Raw genomic sequence first — 18,505 nt, forward strand, 5'->3', positions numbered from 1 at the left:
TTTTTATATTAATATGAGTGAAATAACAGGCTGCTGCTGCAGGCTGTATTGTTCAACGGGAGGCAGAGATAAAATGGCTAAGTACACCTGGGTCGAGAAAGACACTTGCATCGCTTGCGGTGCCTGTGGCGCAACGGCTCCTGATATTTTTGATTACGATGATGAAGGTTTGGCAGAAGTGATTTTTGAGAATGACGGAAACCGCGGATGCACAGTGATTCCTGATGATCTGTTCGACGATCTGCAGGATTCGGCTGACGGCTGCCCGACCGATTCCATTAAAATTGCGGACGCTCCTTTCAATAAGGAAGGCTAATCTTACAGGCTGGCGGTTTCGCACCGGATATGAGGGCCGGATATAAGATACAGGCTTATATTTGATTCTTGTATACACATAAAGACATCTTTACGCCGGCTTTGACCGGCGGGGATGTCTTTTTTTCATGGACAAGCCGATATAAGGTATAAAGAATCCATTACCCGCGGAGGCCCCGATGAAAAATTCGCAGCATCTCAAGGCTTATGTCCAAATGCACCCCGATAACAAGATGGCATGGTACTTGCTTGGTAAGGAATACTATAAGAACGGCCAGCAGGGAAAGGCAAACTATTGCTTCAATCAGGCCGGAGAAGTGTATGAAGCTTTTGAACGCAGTAAAGTTCCGGCAGACATGCTGCGTGAATATGAGGATGGCCTGCTCAAGGTGGAGCATGAACGCCACCAGGCCAGGCTCCGCAAACGCCGTCTGCTGGTTGCGCTGGCACTTGCCTTGCTCGTGTTCCTGCCGTCTGCAGTTCCGGCCGGCACGGACGCGGGGGCCGGGGCAGCTCTGGCTGCACTGCTTAGTGATGCAGACGATGCGGCTGCTGAGCTTGCGGCAGATGCACCGGAGGCTGCTGAGCCGGACACACCGGAAGAACCAGAGCCGGCGCTGGGATTCACTGCTCTGGGCGGTGACACCGCAGCCTCCGGCGCGGCGATTGCGCAGCTGCTGCGGGACGGAGCCCGGTCAGCTACAGCAATCCTGGCGATGGAGCGCTCCGGGAAGTGGCTGCTATGGAAAGAAAAGCTTCCGCTAGCCGCAACTGTGGCCCAAAGCGGCAAAGGCCGCGCTGTATACCAGTCCTATGACAAGGCTACCTGCTACTGTGAGCCGCCGGAAGCAGGAGCCTTGCAGCAGCAGGCCGGACAGTGGCAGCGGCAGCAGGAGCAATTGGCTGTGCTGTGGAGCGCTATGCGTGCCTATAAGAGCAGCAAAGGCAGTCTTCCGCAATCCCTCGCCGTACTGACCGGTGCTTTTCCCGGTAACTGGCTGGGCGGAACTACTCCGCTGATGAAGGAGCAATTCGCTTCTGTACGAAGTGCGGCAGCCGAAGGAACGGCACGGCAGCCTGCGGCAGATCCGGGCGGTAAGGAACCGGCTGCCGGCAGCGGGGAAGCCGCCGGAGGTAATGCTGCCGCCGCCGGAGGCGGAGGGCAGGAGCTGCCCTTTTTTACCGGACCGCTCACTATAATAGTAGATAAACAAAATCACCGCCTGGCAGTCACCAGCGGCTCCGTTATTTTAAGGAATTATAAAGTGGGACTGGGCGGCGCGAGGACGCCGGAGGGGGCTTTTACCATAACCGACAAGGTTGTAAACCCTAACGGTCGCGACAACGGAGAGTTCGGCAGCAGGGGAATGCAGCTCTCGGACAGCAATTATGCCATTCATGGAACAGATGAGCCGGAGAGCATCGGCAAGGATGAATCGCTGGGCTGTATCCGGATGAGCCGTGAGGATGTGGAGGAGTTATTCGCCATGGTTGCGATGGGCACGAAGGTGCAGATAAGTAAAGGGGGTCTGCCTGAAGAACTGCTGGTTCCTGCGGATCGTTATCCTTCAGAAGCAACAAGCAATCAGACGAACCCCAATAAAGTCTACCACTGGCTAAATTAGTTGCCCGCTACCAGAAACAGAACGATAATCAGAAGAATCAGCAGGACCAGACTTGCACTAATCCACAGAATTGCTTTGCGGTTCACTTCTTCTTTCTTCTGCTGAAGTGTTGGAGGTTTGCGTTTAGTTGACATAATAGCCATCCCTCTTTCTCTCTTTATCGGTGATTACCCTTACATTGTAATGGGTTTAGATGAAAATTACTATACTCCCGGCCTCAGCGTGGAAGATCAGCAGGGTAAAAAACTTTTCTTTTCGCCCGGAAACGGATAAAATTAAGAAGAAAACTAATGAAACGGGGAATCGGAGGACGATTCGGGTAATCCCTTGAAGGAGCGAGAACGTTGCTGTATCGGCATTTAGGCAAACCTATTTTCTTTAAAATGGACCCGGAAAAAGCGCATCATCTCGTGATCGGCGGATTAAACAAAGCAGTTTTTGTACCCGGCGGCAGTGCAGCTATGCGGCTTATGTACGGTGTCCCCGAAACTGCGGATATGGCAGTTGATTTGTTCGGTGTGCATTTCCCTACACCGGTCGGCCTTGCGGCTGGTCTCGACAAGAATGCGGAGGCGGTCGGCGGCTTCTCATCCATCGGCTTCGGATTTATGGAAGTCGGCACAGTAACGCCGGTAGGGCAGCCGGGCAACGACAGTCCAAGACTGTTCCGCCTGATTCCTGACGAAGCGCTCATCAACCGGATGGGCTTCAATAATGAAGGCGCTGAGGCGATGGCGGATCGCCTGAAAGGGCTTAAGCAGCGCAGAATACCGGTAGCGGTCAATATCGGGCGCAACAAATCCACTCCGAATGAAACAGCGCACGAGGATTACCGTAAGTGTATCCGCACGCTGTATCCGTACGGTGATTTTTTTGTGGTTAATATCAGCTCGCCGAACACGCCGGACCTGCGCAGTCTGCAGCATGGCAGTGAGCTGTCGAAGCTGCTCTCTGAGGTGAAGGAGGAGATGGCGGTCCAGCACAGCAAGAGCGGTACCCGCAAAAGCCTGCTGGTCAAGATTGCTCCGGATGTCAGCGACAGCGAACTTGAATTTATGGTACATACGCTTTCAAAAGCTGGAGTAGACGGCGTTATTGCCACTAACACTACGCTAAGCCGCGAGGGGCTGACCAGCGATAAAGCCGGGGAAACGGGAGGGCTGAGCGGCAAGCCGCTCAGGGACCGGTCAACGGAAATTATCCGCAGCATATACCGCCAGACCGGCGGCAAGCTGCCGATTATCGGCTCAGGCGGTATATTCAGCAGCCAGGATGCGTATGACAAAATCCGGGCAGGCGCAAGTCTGGTTGAAATTTATACGGCGCTCATCTATGAAGGACCGGAGGTTAACCGCCGGCTGCATGCCGGACTAAGGCAGCTCCTGCGGCGGGACGGATTCTCTCATATCCGGGAAGCGGTGGGCGCTGATCATCACTGAAGGATGAATGGACAGGAGGACGAAGGCGATGGACGGCAGGGACTGGGGAACTTTTTTGCTTCCATATGAACAGACTGTGGAGGAACTCAAGGTTAAATTCAAAACAATGCGCTCGGAGCTCAAAAAGAGAGAGGAATACACGCCGATCGAATTTGTAACCGGACGTGTAAAGCGGCTGTCCAGCATTCTGGAAAAGGCCAAGCGCCTGAACGTGAAGATGGAGGATCTGGAGACAGGCATTGAGGATATCGCCGGCATCCGGATCATGTGCCAGTTCGTGGAGGATATCCGCAGAGTGGCGGAATATATCCGGGCCCGTAAGGATCTTGAAGTGCTGTACGAGAAGGATTATATCACTAACTATAAGGAAAGCGGCTACCGCAGCTTCCATATGATTATTAAATATCCGGTACAGACTGCCCTGGGACAAAAGATCGTACTGGCCGAAATTCAGATCCGCACGCTGGCAATGAATTTCTGGGCAACCATCGAGCATTCCCTGAACTATAAATACCGTGAAAGCCTGCCGGATGAAATGCGGCTGCGCCTGAAGACTGCAGCGGAAGCCGCGTCGATTCTGGACAGTGAAATGTCCAGCATACGCGAAGAAATTCTGGAGGCGCAGAAGACCTTCGAGGAAAACTCCAATACAACCACACAGGTACTCACCGCCATTCATCAATTGTATTTCTATCATCTGGTGAATGAGGCGATTGAAAGCCAGAACCGCTTCAATGAGATCTGGCAGACGCAGGATATGGAAGCGATGAAGCAGCTGCTGGAGCATGTGCGTGAGCTGATCTCAAGGGCCAAAAAGGATAGTCTGCCTGATGGTCTATGAACCGCTGTACCTGGCGTATCTGGTCTACTTTAACCGGGACAGGGATTATTTTGAATGCCATGAGGTGCTTGAAGAGCTATGGCTGGAAAAAGACAAAGATCCTTTATACAAAGCGCTGCTGCAGGTGGCAGTCGGACTGTATCATTTCCGTAACGGTAATGTACGCGGCGGCTTGATCATGATGAACAGGTCATATGCCGTGCTGGGGACCTATCCGGGCGAGACGCTGGGTATTAATCTTGCCAAGCTGGTGCAAGAGATAGGGCTGTATGCTTCTCAGCTCAATCACTACGCTGAAAGGCCGTTTGCTTATTACGACCTGACGATTGAAGTTGCCGATCCGGCGCTTGCACAGGAAGTAGAGCAGGCTGCGTCAGGCATTGTGCCTAACCGGCCGCAGCGGCGCGGCCCGCAAAGACCAGCGAGGGAGCACCGCAAATAACGATGCAATAATAGGAGCAGCTAATCAGGAGCACCCGCAGGGGTGTTCCTTGATTATTGATCCCCAAAATTCAGGTAACACAAGCAGGAGGACGGCATCATGGCAGCACAACTGCCCGGCACTTTCACAGAGCGGATGAAGGAGCTGCTGGGAACAGAATATGAGCAATTTGCGGAAACCTATAAGGAGACACCTTATGCGGGTATCCGTGTCAATACACTGAAGATTACGGTTCAGGAGCTGCTCGAACGCTCGCCGTTTGGCCTTGAGCCTATCCCGTGGTGTCCTACAGGCTTCTACACAGAAGAAGGCGCCCGGCCGGGCAAGCATCCGTATTACCATGCCGGTCTGTACTATATCCAGGAGCCGAGCGCGATGGCGCCGGTTGAACTGCTGGATATCCGGCCCGGTGACCGGGTGCTCGATTTGTGCGCTGCACCGGGAGGGAAGTCTACCCAGATCGCCGCCAAGCTTCAGGGCACGGGACTGCTGATCAGCAATGATCTCCATCCGGACCGGACCAAGGCGCTGGCTAAAAATCTGGAGCTGTACGGCGTAAGGAACGGCATCGTTCTGAATGAGAGCCCGGAGCGGATTGCTGCGGCTTTTCCGGGCTTTTTCGACCGGATTCTGATCGATGCCCCCTGTTCCGGCGAAGGCATGTTCCGGAAAGACGAGGACATGGTGAAGCAGTGGGAGCCGGGCACTCCCCGGAAGTATGCCGACATGCAGCGGGAGATTCTGCTCACGGCAGCGGATGCGCTGAAGCCGGGCGGTACGATTGTGTATTCGACGTGCACCTTCGCCCCGGAGGAGAATGAAGGGTCGATCCTGGAATTCCTCGCCGGGCATCCGCAGTTTACGGCGGTCCCGGCAGGCGGGGCCGGCTGGTTCGCGCCGGGCCTTAGCGGGCTCCCCGAGGCCGCGCGGCTGTGGCCGCACAAGGTCAAGGGCGAGGGCCATTTCATGGCGGTTCTGCGCCATGACGGCAGTGCTGCTGCGCCAGGAAGTGCCGGGGACGCGGATACCGCGCTCCCGGCTTCCGTGCGCAGCAAGGGCGGTTCAGCCGCCCGGCCGGTCAAGGCGGGCGGCGGCAGGGACCGCGAGGCCAAAGGCGGCCGCGGTCAGGGCAAAGGCGGCGGCGCGCGCGGGCAGCGGCCGCAGGGCTCCGGCGAGGAAGCGGCGCTGGCCGCGTTCGCCGGGTTCTGCCGGGAGCAGCTCGGCTGGCAGCCGGCCGGCTTCCCGGTGCTGTTCGGCGAGCATCTGTATGTCTCGCCGCTGCCCTCCTCAGCCCTGGACGGACTCAAAACGATCCGTCCGGGCTGGTATATGGGCCAGCTGCGCAGCGGCCGGTTCATTCCCGGCCATCCGCTGGCCACAGCTCTGAAGCCGTCTGAGAGCCTCCGCAGCCTGTCGCTGGACAGCGGAAACGGTGAAGCCGTCTCCTATCTGAAAGGCGAAACGCTGTCTGTTCCCGGACAGCGCCTGTCTGTGCAGCCTGACAGCTCCCCCAAAGGATATGTTCTGGTCTGCATCGACGGATTCAGTGCAGGCTGGGGCAAATGGCAGGACGGTATGCTGAAGAATGAATATCCCGCAGGATGGAGGTGGACCTAAGCATGAGCGCATCAGGAAATGCCGGCAAGAAGCAGCGCATTGATAAAGTGCTGTCCCATATGGGCATCGGCTCACGCAGCGATATCCGCAAGCAGGCCAAGCAGGGCCTGATTACCGTGAACGGCTCTGTCGTTAAAGACAGCGGCTTTCATGTCGATCCTTATAAAGACTTAATTGAGGTCGGCGGTGAGGTTGTCCGCTACCGGGAATTTGTGTATCTGATGATGAACAAACCAGCCGGTGTCCTGTCAGCTACAGAGGATAAACGGGACCGGACGGTTCTGGATCTGCTGAAAACGGAGCATGCCCTGTTCGAGCCTTTTCCGGTCGGCAGGCTGGATAAGGATACGGTTGGCCTTCTGCTGCTGACCAATGACGGCAAGCTGGCCCATGAGCTGCTCTCCCCGCGCAAGCATGTGCCCAAGACTTATGAAGCTACCATAGAAGGGGATGTGGATGCTGCGGATGTAGAGGCTTTTGCCAAGGGGATTGAGCTGGAAGACGGTTATGTGACCCTGCCCGCACAGCTAAGCATTCTCAGCCGCGAGCGCGGAAGCAAGACCATCTCGTACATTTCGCTTACGATTACGGAAGGCAAGTTCCATCAGGTAAAAAGGATGTTTATCGCTGTAGGCAAAAAAGTGACCTTTCTGAAGCGGGTTTCGATGGGCGAGCTGAAGCTGGATGAGAGCCTGCCGCTTGGAGCCTGCCGGGAGCTGACAGACGCAGAGCTTGCGCTGTTAACCGGCGGGGCGGGAGAATCTGCGGAGTGAAGGCATGAGCGTCCGGGCCGATTTTATATAAGCTTAATATAATTACGGGTCTTCATTGACCTCTGTTTGATAAGCTTGCTATTACAGCCGGATAGAAATAGACAGACAAGGATGGTGGGGTATGAAATACAAGCTGATTGCGCTGGACGTTGACGGAACACTCCTGAATGATGACCATAAGCTGAGTGATGAAAATAAAGAAGCCATTGCCGAGGTTACGCGCCGTGGAGGCCAAATTGTATTGTGCACCGGCCGCAGCCCGCAGAATTCGATTCCTTTTATGGAGGAGCTGGGGCTTACGGGGTATGTCATCGGCCACAACGGCGGAGCGACGGTATCGGTCAGTGACCGCAAGGTGCTTGATCAATACGGAATGGACGGCCGCGGCCTTGATCCGTATATCGAATACTGCCGGAAGCATGACATCCATTTTGACGTCAGCACAGCCTTCGAAATGTATGTGGACAACGTGGAGAACCTGACCAAGGAAGCCAACTATATGTATGAGCACTTCCGGATCATGCCGGCCTCCCTGCCGGCGTGGGAGGAATTCCGCGAGCCGATTGTCAAATTTACAGTGTTCACCAAGTCTGCGGTGCTGGATGAGGCCATGCGGGAGTGGGGCACCTGGACCCAGCAGTACAATATGCTGCGCAGCGGCGAATTTTTTGCCGATTTCATGCATCATGAAGCCTCTAAGGGCAATGCGCTCAAGAATCTTGCGGAAAGGCTCGGTATCGCGCAGGAGGAAGTAATGTCTATCGGTAACTATTACAATGATATCTCCATGCTGACCTATGCCGGCCTGGGCGTTGCCGTAGATAATGCTCCGCTTGAGGTAAAAGCGGCCGCGGATGCAATTACAGGTACGAATAACGAGCATGGCGTAAGGGATGCACTTGTGAAATATTGCCTCTAGTAACTCCGGCCATAATTGCATTATAATCTTCCCAAGCATAAACCAGTGCCGTATGGCGCTGATTTATGCTTTTTTTGAGTTTGGCTGGCGTGGCGGGAGGAAATGTGGGTGTTTAGCTGCCCGCCCGCAGTAGCCCTCAGACCAAAAAGCGGCCGGCACTGCCCTGGAAAGGGCGGCGCAGCCGCTTGGTGTCACTGTCGCATTACTTGCCGGACGGAATTAGACAAACAACGAACGGGAAATGATGACGAGCAGGATAAAGAGCACCAAAATTGCACCGGTCGAAGTAAAGCCTGGCATTGCACCCATGTCTGATTCCTCCCTTAGCTCATGTCTGGTTCCCATTGCCGCGCCTGCTGCGGCTGCGGCGTCCTTGGGATAATGACATCATATGCATATAAGGGAGGTCTGAACTGGTCAGCTGCCTAAGACTCGTCAAGATGGGCTTTCAGGATTCTCAGCCCCTTGGGCAGATGGTTTTTCAGCTGGCCCGAGCTGGCTTTGCCCCAGCCGACAGGCAGGCCTTCTACGCAGACAAGCGTCCAGCCGTGCAGCTCAGCGGGAACCGGCAGGCTCTCGCCGCGCAGCCAGGCCTGAATATCCGGGCTGTCGGCAGACAGGTCGAAGCTGCGTGCCGCCTGCTCGGGTGAAAGAGCCATGGCGAGGGCATGGGCCGGTTCGATGCGGTTTTTCTTCAAATGCGCTACATGCAGTCCGGCGCGCGGAACCTTGAGGCCTTCCAGCAGGCCGGTATGCAGACGCTCATTGAATGCTTCGGGAAGCAGGTACAGCGACTCTCCAAACAACACAGGTGTACCCTGTACGTTGTAACCGGGCAGCTCCTTGGCGGCCCAGTCCAGGAACTGCTGATAAGCTTCACGGACCGAAGCGTTTACGCGCGGGCCGTTTTTGCTTTTTCCGCCGCTGCGTTTACTGCGGGTGCTGCCCGCGTCACCGGAAGCTGGAGCAGGGGCTTTGTACAGCAGGGCAACGAAATGCCCTTCGCCTTTTTCCAGATGCGGCCATAGCCGTTTGGCAGTAAGCAGCTCCATGTCGGGATAAGCCGCCGTAAACCGGGCGATCGTCTCTTCATTCTCCTGGCGGTTAAAGGTACAGGTCGAATAGACCATTCTGCCGCCGGGCTTCAGCATGATATAGGCATCCTGCAAAATATCCCACTGCCTGGATGCACACATCCGGACATGATCGGGCGACCACTCACGGATGGCTGCAGGGTCTTTGCGGAACATGCCTTCGCCGGAGCAGGGAGCATCAAGCATAATGCGGTCGAAGACCTCAGGGAAACGCCGAGACAGCTCGTCCGGAGCAGCACTGGTTACAAGTGTATGCGGGATACCCAGACGTTCGACGTTCTCGGCCAGAATTTTGGCGCGTTCGGGGTGAATCTCATTGGAGACAAGCAGGCCCTGTCCCTGCATCAGGGAGGCGAGATGGGTTGTTTTACCGCCCGGCGCAGCAGCCAGATCAAGCACGGTTTCACCAGGCAGCGGTGCCAGCAGCTCGGCCGCGGACATTGCCGACGGTTCCTGAATATAATATAGTCCGGCAGTATGGAAGGGGTGCCGTCCTGGCCGGGCCGGGTCCTCATAATAATAACCTGTCTTGCACCAGGGGACCGGAGTCAGGCTGAACTGTTCGATTGCATTGCTGGCAGAAGCGCTGACGGGGGTGCTCTTTAAAGTATTGAACCGCAAGCCCTGGGTCCGCGGCATCGTGTAGCTGTGCAGAAAAGCGTCTGCCTCCTGCCCCAGCATCTCTTTCATGGCAGTGGTAAATGCGGCGGGCAGCCGTTCTTCATTCATAAGTCATTCTCCTCTTGTTGATTTCAAAACAGGCTCAAGTGTTCTTATTCCTTGCTGTTTCAGGTGGATACCGATAAAATCAAGATATGGGACCTCAGCGTTGCCTGTATATGTACATATATTTAACTATATCATAATTGCCGAGTCTCACCGTAATCGGGGCAATCGAAAAGGGGATGTACCTTATGAATTTGCTGCAAGCGCTATTCTTCCCGCCGGAGCAGCCCGGCGGCGTATCTTCCATGATTCCTTACCTGCAGGAGCGGTTCCGCTCCAGCCGCTGGGATATGGATTTGTTCTGGCTGCCCAAGCGGATTCGGAACAAGGGACGCGAAGAGATTGTCTTTGAAACGTTTGACTGGACTGTATATGGCGAAAGTCCGGTTGTGCAAAAATATATCCAGACCTACCGCGACTACATCTGGTGGACCAAGCTGCGGATGAGCAAGCAGTATGATCTGATCCATGCCCATCATCCGATTGCCGGCCTGGCGATGAAGAGGATCTATCCGGAAATTCCGCTGATTCAGACGCTTCACTCCAGTTACGAACGCGAGCTGATCCTTAACGGCGTTATCCAGGAAGGCGGAATGGAGCATCAGTTTCTGGTCTCCATTTACCGCGAGCTTGAGCATGTCAGCGACCGGCTGATGACGGTATCGCACGCTTTTGCCGATTATCTGGCACCTTATACAGATCATCCTGCGAACATCGGCATTATCCCGAACGGTTTTGACGAAAAAAGATTTAAGCCGGTTCCGCATGATAACAGCATTCCGCAGCTGGTGACGGTTACGCGCCTGGTTCCTGCCAAAGGCCTGGATATCCTCTTCAGAGCATGTGCAGAGCTGAAAAACCGCGGTCATGAATATGTGCTGCATATTATCGGAGACGGACCTTCGCGCGGTGAGCTGGAGTCGCTGGCGCAGGAGCTCGGAATTTATAATGAAACGATTTTTTACGGCTATACGCTGCATCCGGAGGAATTCATGCCGTTTTTTGATATTTTTGTACTGCCGTCAAGGGCGGAAGCATTCGGTTCCGTGTTCGCGGAGGCTGCGCTCAGCTGTCTTGCCCTGGTCGGTACAAATGTAGGCGGGATACCGGAGCAGATTGAAGACGGGGTCAACGGTCTGCTGGTCAACCCGGATGACCAGAGCGCACTTGCCGATGCTCTCGAAAAAGTGATTGCAGATCCCGGCTACCGTTATGAGCTGTCGAGATCCGCATGGGATAAAGCAAAGAGCCAGTATTCCCTGACCCGGGTCGCTAACGAGCTCAAAAAAATCTATCTGCAGTACCAGCCGGAAACGAAAGGGTGAGCTTAGGTGATTCCTTTCCGATTCCTGCATGCTGCGGATCTGCACCTGGACAGCCGCTTCGTTGGTCTGGCGCAGCTTCCGCAGGCTGTCCGCTCCTATTTACGGGAGTCCACCTTCGCCGCCCTCGGGCGGCTTGTTGGCGTAGCTGTAGAGGAGAAGGTCGATTTTGTAGTCATCAGCGGTGATGTGTATGATGTTTCGGATGCTTCGCTGCAGGGCCAGCTGCGTTTTCAGGAGGCCCTCAGGGAGCTGGCCGGGCGGGGCATCCAGGTCTACCTGATTCACGGCAACCATGATCCGCTGGACGGGCCGCGCCTGAACATGGAGCTGCCTGCCGGAGTCACCCTGTTCGGAGCCGGAGAGCCGGGACAAGCCGTAGCCTGCCGCAGGAGTGACGGGGCGGAGCTGGCTGTAATCAGCGGTATCTCTTATCCCACGGCAAAAGTAACAGAGAATACGGCATTGCGGTTCAGCCGCAAGCCGGGCAGCAACCTGTTCCATATCGCGCTTTTACACGGCAATGTAGACGGGGATCTGCAGCATGAAACCTACTCGCCTTGCACCCGCAGGGATCTGATCGGACGGGGCTTTGATTACTGGGCCCTGGGGCACATTCATAAACGCAGTATTCTGCATGAACGTCCGGCCATAGTTTATCCGGGCAACATCCAAGGCCGCAGTGTCAAGGAGACAGGCCCAAAAGGCTGTTACATAGTGGATGTAAATGAAGAAGGCCATACTGCTCTGCGCTTTCGTGAGCTGGATTCGGTCCGCTGGCAGGTGAAGGAAATTCCGATTGACGGTCTGGCAGATGAGGCAGAGTGGACAAATGCCGTGGAACGGGCAGTAGAGGAAATCCGTGATGAGCTTCCGCAGCTGATGTCCGTCGTACGCTTTAGACTTACCGGGCGGGGGAACGTACACAGAATATTGTCTGAAAAAGGTGCCGCTGCCGACCTTCTGGCCGAGCTGCAGCGGCGGGAGTCGGTGCGTGCCGGGCAGCAAATGTACGCTGGGCTGGTGTGGACCGAAGGCTTTGCTGTAGAGACAGGCCTGCCGGTTGACCGGGAGCGTCTTGTGCAGGAGGATAGTTTCCTTGGCGAACTGCTGAGGCTCTCGGGCCGGAGCGGACAGACTCCAGACGGGCTGGAGGACCTGCTCTCGGCGGCGCTGAAGCCGTTGATGGAAAACCGCGAGCTGCGCAGGCTGCTTACCGCCATAGACGGCGATGACAAGCGGGATTGGCTGCGCAGCGCCGAAGAGCTTGGCATTACACTGCTGAGCGGCACGGAGGAAGCTTCGCGGGCTGGCAGCCGTCCGGTTTATGGTGAAGAGGCTGCTAGTGAAGCGGGTACCCCGGATGCATTGCCGGATGCATTGAATGAGACTTCAGTAGACGCAGGCAGTGTTATTGGAGAATAGTAAAAGCGGCTGCAGACGGTTTTCAATAAAACGTGTAGTTCAAGAAACGGAATGACAGACTGTAAGCAGCAGCCGGGCATGTAGAAGCTGTATCAGACGGGCTGACCGGCAGAGCGGGGGAATGCGGAATGAAGATAGAGCAGTTGCAGATCAGCGGCTTTGGCCGGCTGCAGCAGCGGGAAATTGAGCTGAAGGAAGGCGTCACAGTACTGTACGGGCGCAATGAAGCCGGCAAAAGCACCACACTGCAATTTATCCGGGCCATGCTGTTCGGGATTCCCGGCAGGGCGCAGCCGGTGGAGCGGTATGAACCGCTGCAGGGCGGTCAGCACGGGGGGATTCTAACAGCATGCGACCGTTCGGGGGCATGCTGGATCATCCGGCGCTACGCTGCCGGCGGGGAGCAGCAAGGCCGGAGTGAAAGGCTTAGTATTACCGTCCGGCATCCGGACGGCCGGATTGAAGAGGCGGGACAGGAAGAGCTGGAACGCCGGCTGCTGGGCGGCATCTCCCGAAGCATGTTCCGGCAGCTGTTCGCTGTGTCGCTGGACGAGCTGCAGGAGCTTGGTGCACTGCAGTCCGAGGAAATGAGCAGCTATTTGTTCCATGCGGGAATGGGCGGCGGCGGTGATATTATGCGCGCCGAACGCAAGCTGTTCCAGGAAGCGGAGAAGCTGTATAAACCGCGGGGCAAAGTGCAGGAGGCGGCCAAAATCCTCCAGCAGATTGAGAAGCTGGAGCGGGATATGGCCGAGAGCCGGTCCTTGCTGCCCCGGTATAACGCGAATCTGGCTGCGCTTGAGCTTGCGGAACAGAAGCTGGCAGAGCTTGAGCTTGCGAGGGTCAATACAGGCAGCAGACTGAAGCTGCTGCGCAAAGCGGCAGATATCCGTGAACTGTGGCTGAAGTGGCGTGAAGCCCGGTTTGAGCTGGAGAGCCTGCCGGAAATCGCGGATTTTCCGGAAAACGGCACGGTGCGGTGGCAGACGCTGGAGGCGGAAATCCGCAGTGCTGCTGGCGCTGCAGAGCGGCTTCAACGGCAGCATGACGAGCTTGCCGCCGAGCTGGCGCTTCATCCGCCGGACGAGCTGCTCATTGCACAGGGTCCTGTGCTGGATCGTCTTGACCGCAGGCGTGCGAGCTACGAAGACCGCCGGGCAGAGCGTCAGCATCTGGAAGCCGACCTTGCCGTACAGGAGGCTCATCTGGAGCGCATTCTGCGCAGTATCGGCGCGGGGTGGGGCTATTCGGAGCTTGCCGCTTTTGCAGTTACTGCAGCGGAACGCGAAGCTGCGCGGCGCTTCGCCGCCTCCTTCGCCGGCTACGACCGGCGCATGGAGGCCCGGGAAGCGGAGCGGCAGAGCCTCCGCTCCCGCCTGGCCGCCGCCGCCGCTGCGCTGCAGGCGGCGGAGCGCTCGCTTGCGCGCGAGCACGCAAGCGGCGCCGCCAGCTTCACGGGCCTGGCCCCGCGAAGCCCGCGTGAACGGCTGCAGCTGTGGGACGAGCTGCAGCAGGCTGCCGAGCGCTGGCGCGAAGCCCAGCTCGGCATAGCCGGGCCGCTCAGCGGCCCGGAAAGCGCCGGGCGCCGCAGCTCCGGCGCAGGGAACCGCCGGGCGGCACGCTACCGGCGGTGGCTGGCCGCAGGCGCAGCGCTGACGCTGCTGCTGCCGGCGGCCCTGCAGCTGAGCGGGGCCCCGCCGCTCAGCGTCTGGTCCGCGCTCGGCCTGCTGGCCGCAGCGGACCTGGCCCTGTGGGCCGGCCTGCGCGCAGCGGGCCGGCAGGGCACCCCGCCGGAGCATGGCGGCGGGGATAGCGCAGCGGCCGCAGCGGAGATGCTGCGGCTGCGCGGGCTGCTGCTCTCCGGTGCGGAGCCGGAGAGCAGGGGCATGGATGCCGGCGCGCTTGAAGCCGGCATGCGGGAGCTGCGCCGCCTGATGGAGGCGTGGAACGCCTGGCAGCAGCGCATGGACCGGCTGTCCGGCGAGTGCGAAGCGTGTCGGACAGAAGTAGAGGCGCTCGCCGGGCATGAGCGCGCTCTGGCAGAGGAGCTGGAGCGCGCTGAGGCGGAGTTCGCTGAACTCGACGGCCGGTACACAGACTGGCTGCGTCAGCGCAAGCTGCCGGAAGGCTTGTCTCCGGAAGGGCTGCCGGATCTCTTTGCGCTGGTAGAGCAGGGGAATGAGCTGCTCCGCCAGCGTGACAAGCTGACTGCGCGGCTCGGGGAGCTTGGAGCAGAGTGTGAAGCGTATGAGCATGAAGCCTTGTCACTGCAGCAGCAGGCTGGAGAGAACAGTAGCAGTGAAGTCCCCCTGTTCACCTTGCTCAGCTGGCTGGAGAACCGGAAACGGGAGTGGGATGTACTGCGGAGTGAGCTGCTTCGCAGGGAGGGATTGTCTGAGCGGATGGCGGAAATGCACGAGGAGCTGGTGGAGAACAGGCGGCAGCTGGAAGGTCTGGTGCATCGCAGCAGGGCTCTTCTGCGTGAAGGCGGAGCAGGAGACGGCGAGGACTTTCTGCGGCGCGCTTCGGCAGTGCAGCGGCGGACGGAGCTTGTGAGAGCAATCCGCCAATGGGAGCTTGCGATGTTCACCGGCTGGGAGGGCGGCAGAGCGGAGCAATTGCAGCTGCTGCTGGAGCAGCACGATGCTTCTGCGCTTGAAGAGGAACGCTCTGCAGCCGAAAATGCTGCGGTGAACCTGGAAGAAGAGCGCAATATCCTTTTGGAGCAGAGGGGCAAGCTGCTGCAGGAGCAGGAGCATTTGCATGAACGCTGCATGGGGGACACAGTCAGCCAGCAGCTGGAGGAGCAGCGGTCGGCACTCCGCCAGCTGGCCGGCCAGTATGCTGTGACGGCACTGGCAGCAGAGCTGATCGGACGGACGAGAAGGATTTATGAGCAGGAGAAGCAGCCGCAGGTCCTGCAGCTGGCTTCTGCCTACTTTGCAAAGCTGACACAGGGGGAATACCGGAGAATAGTAATGACCCTTGGCCATAAAGAGCTAAAAGCTGAGCATGAAGCGTTGGGGCTGCTCGACAGCGGGCTGCTGAGCCGCGGCACACAGGAGCAATTGTATCTTGCGGTCCGGCTGGCTCTGGCCGAAACAATGAGCCGGCAGATCAGGCTGCCGCTGATGCTGGATGATCTGTTCGTCAATTTTGATGAAGGCCGCTTGTCTGCGGCACTGGCCCTGATAGGCGAACTGTCGGCAACCAGGCAGATCGTAATGATGACCTGCCACCGCTATGTTGCGGAAGCGGCAGCGCGGATTATTCCGGCTGCGGCTGTTATTTCCGTCTAACATCCCTCATTTCCGCCCGCGCACAACCGGCTTGACTGCAACAATTGTTATGCCCTTAGCCTTGCCTTTCCCTTCAGGTCCCTGAGGAGGGGGGGATAGCGGTGCACGCAGCAGCATGCTGACCCAGACCAGGGCCAGGGCGCCGAAGATCGGGTAGAATACCCCGAGCAGCGAGCTGAAGCCGAACTGGCTGAACAGATAACAGAACAGCATGAGCAGCGGGGTGACCAGGGCAGGGGCGACAGGCAGACGCTGCTGCAGCTGTACGCTGACTCCGTAAATGTTGGCGATGAAGGTGCTGAAGATTTCCAGGAAGATCAGCAGCAAATAGATCAGCTGAACGATGGAGCCGAGCCGGAAGGCAATGCTGCCCATCGGGACTTCGTATTGCAAAATACCCGGCATCTGTGAGCTCATGGCAAAATGTGCGGCCAGCAGCATGAAGCCGATGCCGATTCCGCCCAGAATGCCTCCGCGCATCAGCGCCTTTTCATCCTCAGTATGCCGGGCCAGCGGGACAAGCACAGCCTGGGCCATGCTGAGATTAAAGGCGGTGTAGAGTAAGGGGGACATCCAGGCACCAAAGGTGCTGCTGTCCGTCTGCAGAAACAGAAACCGCCCCGCTCCCGGCAGCCCGAATGTATTAAAAATGATGATAAGCGACAGAGTAAGCATCAGCGGCACGACCAGACTGTTAAGCTGCATAATCCCTGACATTCCGCGCTTCAGCAAAAAGAACGAACCGGTTACTGTAATCAGCAGTCCCGCCTGATAAGGCAGACCCAGATGCTCCTGAAAAATAGCCCCGGCGCCGGCCAGCATGATGCTGTTGACCCCGATCAGGATGACCATGGTGAACAGGCTGATGCGGCTGCCCGCTTTTTCACCGAACAGATGGCGGTTGAAATCCTCATAGGAATCCGCACCGATCCGGCGGGCGATGACCATCATCTTGGTGCCGAGCCAAACGAACAGAATGCTGGAGAGCATGATGGTAAGCAGGGCCCAGTGGCCGTACCGGGTAAAAAAACGGAGGATCTCCTGGCCGGTAGCAAACCCTGCGCCTACAATGGTGCCGATATAGGTGAAAGCAATCTGCAGCGTGCGGACATGCGATTTCATGGCTTCACTCCTCGTGTGCTCTGATTATAAAAATGGGCGTTGCCCGCCGGATTGCCTTGTGCAGTCCATATAGTACAGGTTATGATGATAGCCAGAGGGACATGACTTCCGCACAGCTGAAATGAAGGTATGCGGATGCGGAGCGTCTGGAATTATTAAGGTAATGGGGGTACTAAGTCATGGAAGTATTGAAACAGCGGATATTAGAGGAAGGGGTTGTCCATTCCGATCAGGTGCTGAAGCTGGATGCCCTGCTCAACCACCAGGTTGATCCGATCCTGACGATGGAAATGGGACGGGAGTTTGCCGGGAGATTCGCGGATGCAGGGATCACACGGGTGGTCACTGTGGAATCCTCGGGTATTGCCGTGGCGTTTGCCACCGCTTTGGAAATGAAGGTGCCGCTTGTATTTGCCCGCCGCAAAAAAACGCTGCTGGCTGATCCTGATGCCCTGTGTGAACGGGTTCCGTCCTTTACCAAAGGGATTGTTACCGACATCATGCTGTCCCGCCAGTATATTTCCCGGGAAGATAAAGTTCTGTTTATTGATGATATTATTGCCAACGGTGATGCTGCGCGCGGGCTGATCAAGATTATCCAGCGTTCCGGTGCTGAGCTTGCCGGGATGGGAGTCGTCGTGGAGAAGTGCTTCCAGGCAGGAGCCCGTACGATCAGAGATCAGGGTATCCGTCTGGAATCGCTGGTCCGTATAGAGTCGCTGGAAGACGGGAAGGTTCATTTCGCCGATTAATTCAGTGACAATTATCCAAACAAAAGCCTATTTTTAAAACATCTTCTTTTCACCCTATAACTTTTCCTTTATAATAAAGATTAGACATAGGAGAGGAGGCGTCACAATGGGGAAAGAACCGGTGACAGAGCAATTTTTTATTGATAAGCTAACCGAGGCCAAGGATCATTTCGAGCGTGCCCTGGATTGTAAACACACAGAGTTCGACGATCTGTATCCCTATATGATTGAACATCCTCAATTTTTCTGGTATAAACGTTATGTTGCCTGGTCGGAACTTTTAACGATCACCAGTTTGTGCCAAGAGCTGGATTTCAACTGGAAAGAGAATTTCACAGACAATCAGGTTGAATACCTGGAACAACGTGTGATGTCCGCTAAAGTTCTTGATTTCTGGTTTGAGAAGAATGAAGCGCTGATATAGGATCTTAGTCAAGCAAGACCCAAATGGATTCTCATTTGGGTCTTTTTTTGAATAGACAAGCTTTTTTGTATTGGAGGGTTAGGAACATGATCAGTGATGAAGAATTGGATGCTTACCGTTTGTCCGGTGAGAAGGTGCGTGTCATTCGTGACGCACTCCAGAGCAATGATGTAAGAGGTATAATCCTGGCCTGGAATGAGACCCAGGTGATGGTGCGCCGTCCAAATAAGCATGTAGTCAAGCTCGACCGCAATTACATTTTCCAGCCGTACTCGGAGCCGCGTAAAGGGCTGGAGGATTTATAAGATTAAGCGCGTTAAACGCAGAGAAGCCCCGTCCGGGTATGGACGGGGCTTCTTGCATACAGGCT

At 56.5% G+C, this 18,505-nt stretch carries 18 protein-coding genes; 14 read left to right on the forward strand and 4 right to left on the reverse strand.

Annotated features, from left to right (window positions below; genetic code table 11):
- Positions 1–73: 73 nt before the first annotated feature.
- Positions 74–316, forward strand: coding sequence for a ferredoxin (locus AC4G46_RS11760; protein WP_039872044.1), 243 nt, complete (start codon positions 74–76; stop codon positions 314–316).
- A 178-nt stretch (positions 317–494) separates the two neighbouring features.
- Entirely contained in the window at positions 495–1,940 is a 1,446-nt protein-coding gene (locus AC4G46_RS11765) for a L,D-transpeptidase (protein WP_491128082.1), read from the forward strand.
- On the opposite strand, the gene AC4G46_RS11770 is transcribed toward AC4G46_RS11765, so the two are convergent.
- Positions 1,937–2,074: a hypothetical protein gene (locus AC4G46_RS11770; protein WP_167360562.1), complete on the reverse strand. Its 138-nt coding sequence runs from the start codon at positions 2,072–2,074 to the stop codon at positions 1,937–1,939. The genes AC4G46_RS11765 and AC4G46_RS11770 overlap by 4 nt on opposite strands.
- Positions 2,075–2,284: 210 nt before the next feature.
- Between AC4G46_RS11770 and AC4G46_RS11775 the strand changes: the two genes are divergently transcribed.
- From AC4G46_RS11775 to AC4G46_RS11800, 6 genes are all read left to right on the forward strand, one after another.
- On the forward strand, positions 2,285–3,379 hold the full coding sequence (locus tag AC4G46_RS11775) for a quinone-dependent dihydroorotate dehydrogenase (protein WP_491128083.1): 1,095 nt from the start codon (positions 2,285–2,287) through the stop codon (positions 3,377–3,379).
- Positions 3,380–3,407: 28 nt separating this feature from the next.
- A complete protein-coding gene (gene yjbM / locus AC4G46_RS11780) occupies positions 3,408–4,220 on the forward strand; it encodes a GTP diphosphokinase (RefSeq protein ID WP_491128854.1) in 813 nt (270 codons plus the stop codon).
- Positions 4,210–4,662 (forward strand): DUF309 domain-containing protein, encoded by a 453-nt coding sequence (locus AC4G46_RS11785; RefSeq protein WP_491128084.1) that lies wholly within the window; start codon positions 4,210–4,212, stop codon positions 4,660–4,662. Before yjbM ends, AC4G46_RS11785 begins: the two co-directional genes overlap by 11 nt.
- A 99-nt stretch (positions 4,663–4,761) precedes the next feature.
- Entirely contained in the window at positions 4,762–6,279 is a 1,518-nt protein-coding gene (locus AC4G46_RS11790; protein ID WP_491128085.1) for an RsmB/NOP family class I SAM-dependent RNA methyltransferase, read from the forward strand.
- 2 nt (positions 6,280–6,281) lie between these two features.
- Complete coding sequence (locus AC4G46_RS11795; RefSeq protein WP_491128086.1) at positions 6,282–7,052, forward strand: pseudouridine synthase; 771 nt, start codon at positions 6,282–6,284, stop codon at positions 7,050–7,052.
- A 121-nt stretch (positions 7,053–7,173) separates the two neighbouring features.
- Positions 7,174–7,971, forward strand: coding sequence for a Cof-type HAD-IIB family hydrolase (locus tag AC4G46_RS11800; protein WP_491128087.1), 798 nt, complete (start codon positions 7,174–7,176; stop codon positions 7,969–7,971).
- 219 nt (positions 7,972–8,190) lie between these two features.
- Here AC4G46_RS11800 and AC4G46_RS11805 read toward each other — a convergent pair whose 3' ends face one another.
- Together AC4G46_RS11805 and AC4G46_RS11810 are read right to left on the reverse strand one after the other, a co-directional pair.
- A complete protein-coding gene (locus AC4G46_RS11805; protein WP_198536574.1) occupies positions 8,191–8,280 on the reverse strand; it encodes a sporulation protein YjcZ in 90 nt (29 codons plus the stop codon).
- 116 nt (positions 8,281–8,396) lie between these two features.
- The gene (locus AC4G46_RS11810; protein ID WP_491128088.1) at positions 8,397–9,794 is read right to left on the reverse strand and encodes an RsmF rRNA methyltransferase first C-terminal domain-containing protein; all 1,398 of its coding nucleotides are present in this window, start codon (positions 9,792–9,794) and stop codon (positions 8,397–8,399) included.
- 185 nt (positions 9,795–9,979) lie between these two features.
- Here AC4G46_RS11810 and AC4G46_RS11815 point away from each other — a divergent pair, with 185 nt between their 5' ends.
- From AC4G46_RS11815 to AC4G46_RS11825, 3 genes are all read left to right on the forward strand, one after another.
- Positions 9,980–11,116 carry a glycosyltransferase family 4 protein gene (locus AC4G46_RS11815; RefSeq protein ID WP_491128089.1) on the forward strand — a complete coding sequence of 379 codons (1,137 nt, stop codon included), beginning with the start codon at positions 9,980–9,982 and terminating at the stop codon, positions 11,114–11,116.
- A gap of 6 nt (positions 11,117–11,122) precedes the next feature.
- Entirely contained in the window at positions 11,123–12,538 is a 1,416-nt protein-coding gene (locus tag AC4G46_RS11820; protein WP_491128090.1) for a metallophosphoesterase family protein, read from the forward strand.
- 128 nt (positions 12,539–12,666) lie between these two features.
- Entirely contained in the window at positions 12,667–15,837 is a 3,171-nt protein-coding gene (locus tag AC4G46_RS11825) for an AAA family ATPase (RefSeq protein ID WP_491128091.1), read from the forward strand.
- A 6-nt stretch (positions 15,838–15,843) separates the two neighbouring features.
- Here the strand turns inward: AC4G46_RS11825 and AC4G46_RS11830 are convergent, their stop codons facing one another.
- Positions 15,844–16,959, reverse strand: coding sequence for a YkvI family membrane protein (locus tag AC4G46_RS11830; RefSeq protein ID WP_491128092.1), 1,116 nt, complete (start codon positions 16,957–16,959; stop codon positions 15,844–15,846).
- Between the two features lie 179 nt (positions 16,960–17,138).
- Here AC4G46_RS11830 and AC4G46_RS11835 point away from each other — a divergent pair, with 179 nt between their 5' ends.
- From AC4G46_RS11835 to AC4G46_RS11845, 3 genes are all read left to right on the forward strand, one after another.
- Positions 17,139–17,711 carry a xanthine phosphoribosyltransferase gene (locus tag AC4G46_RS11835; protein ID WP_068728181.1) on the forward strand — a complete coding sequence of 191 codons (573 nt, stop codon included), beginning with the start codon at positions 17,139–17,141 and terminating at the stop codon, positions 17,709–17,711.
- Between the two features lie 106 nt (positions 17,712–17,817).
- The gene (locus AC4G46_RS11840; protein ID WP_491128093.1) at positions 17,818–18,135 is read left to right on the forward strand and encodes a hypothetical protein; all 318 of its coding nucleotides are present in this window, start codon (positions 17,818–17,820) and stop codon (positions 18,133–18,135) included.
- A gap of 86 nt (positions 18,136–18,221) precedes the next feature.
- Positions 18,222–18,440: a hypothetical protein gene (locus AC4G46_RS11845; RefSeq protein WP_068728179.1), complete on the forward strand. Its 219-nt coding sequence runs from the start codon at positions 18,222–18,224 to the stop codon at positions 18,438–18,440.
- Positions 18,441–18,505: the final 65 nt, after the last annotated feature.

The organism is Paenibacillus sp. fava2 (assembly GCF_058313675.1).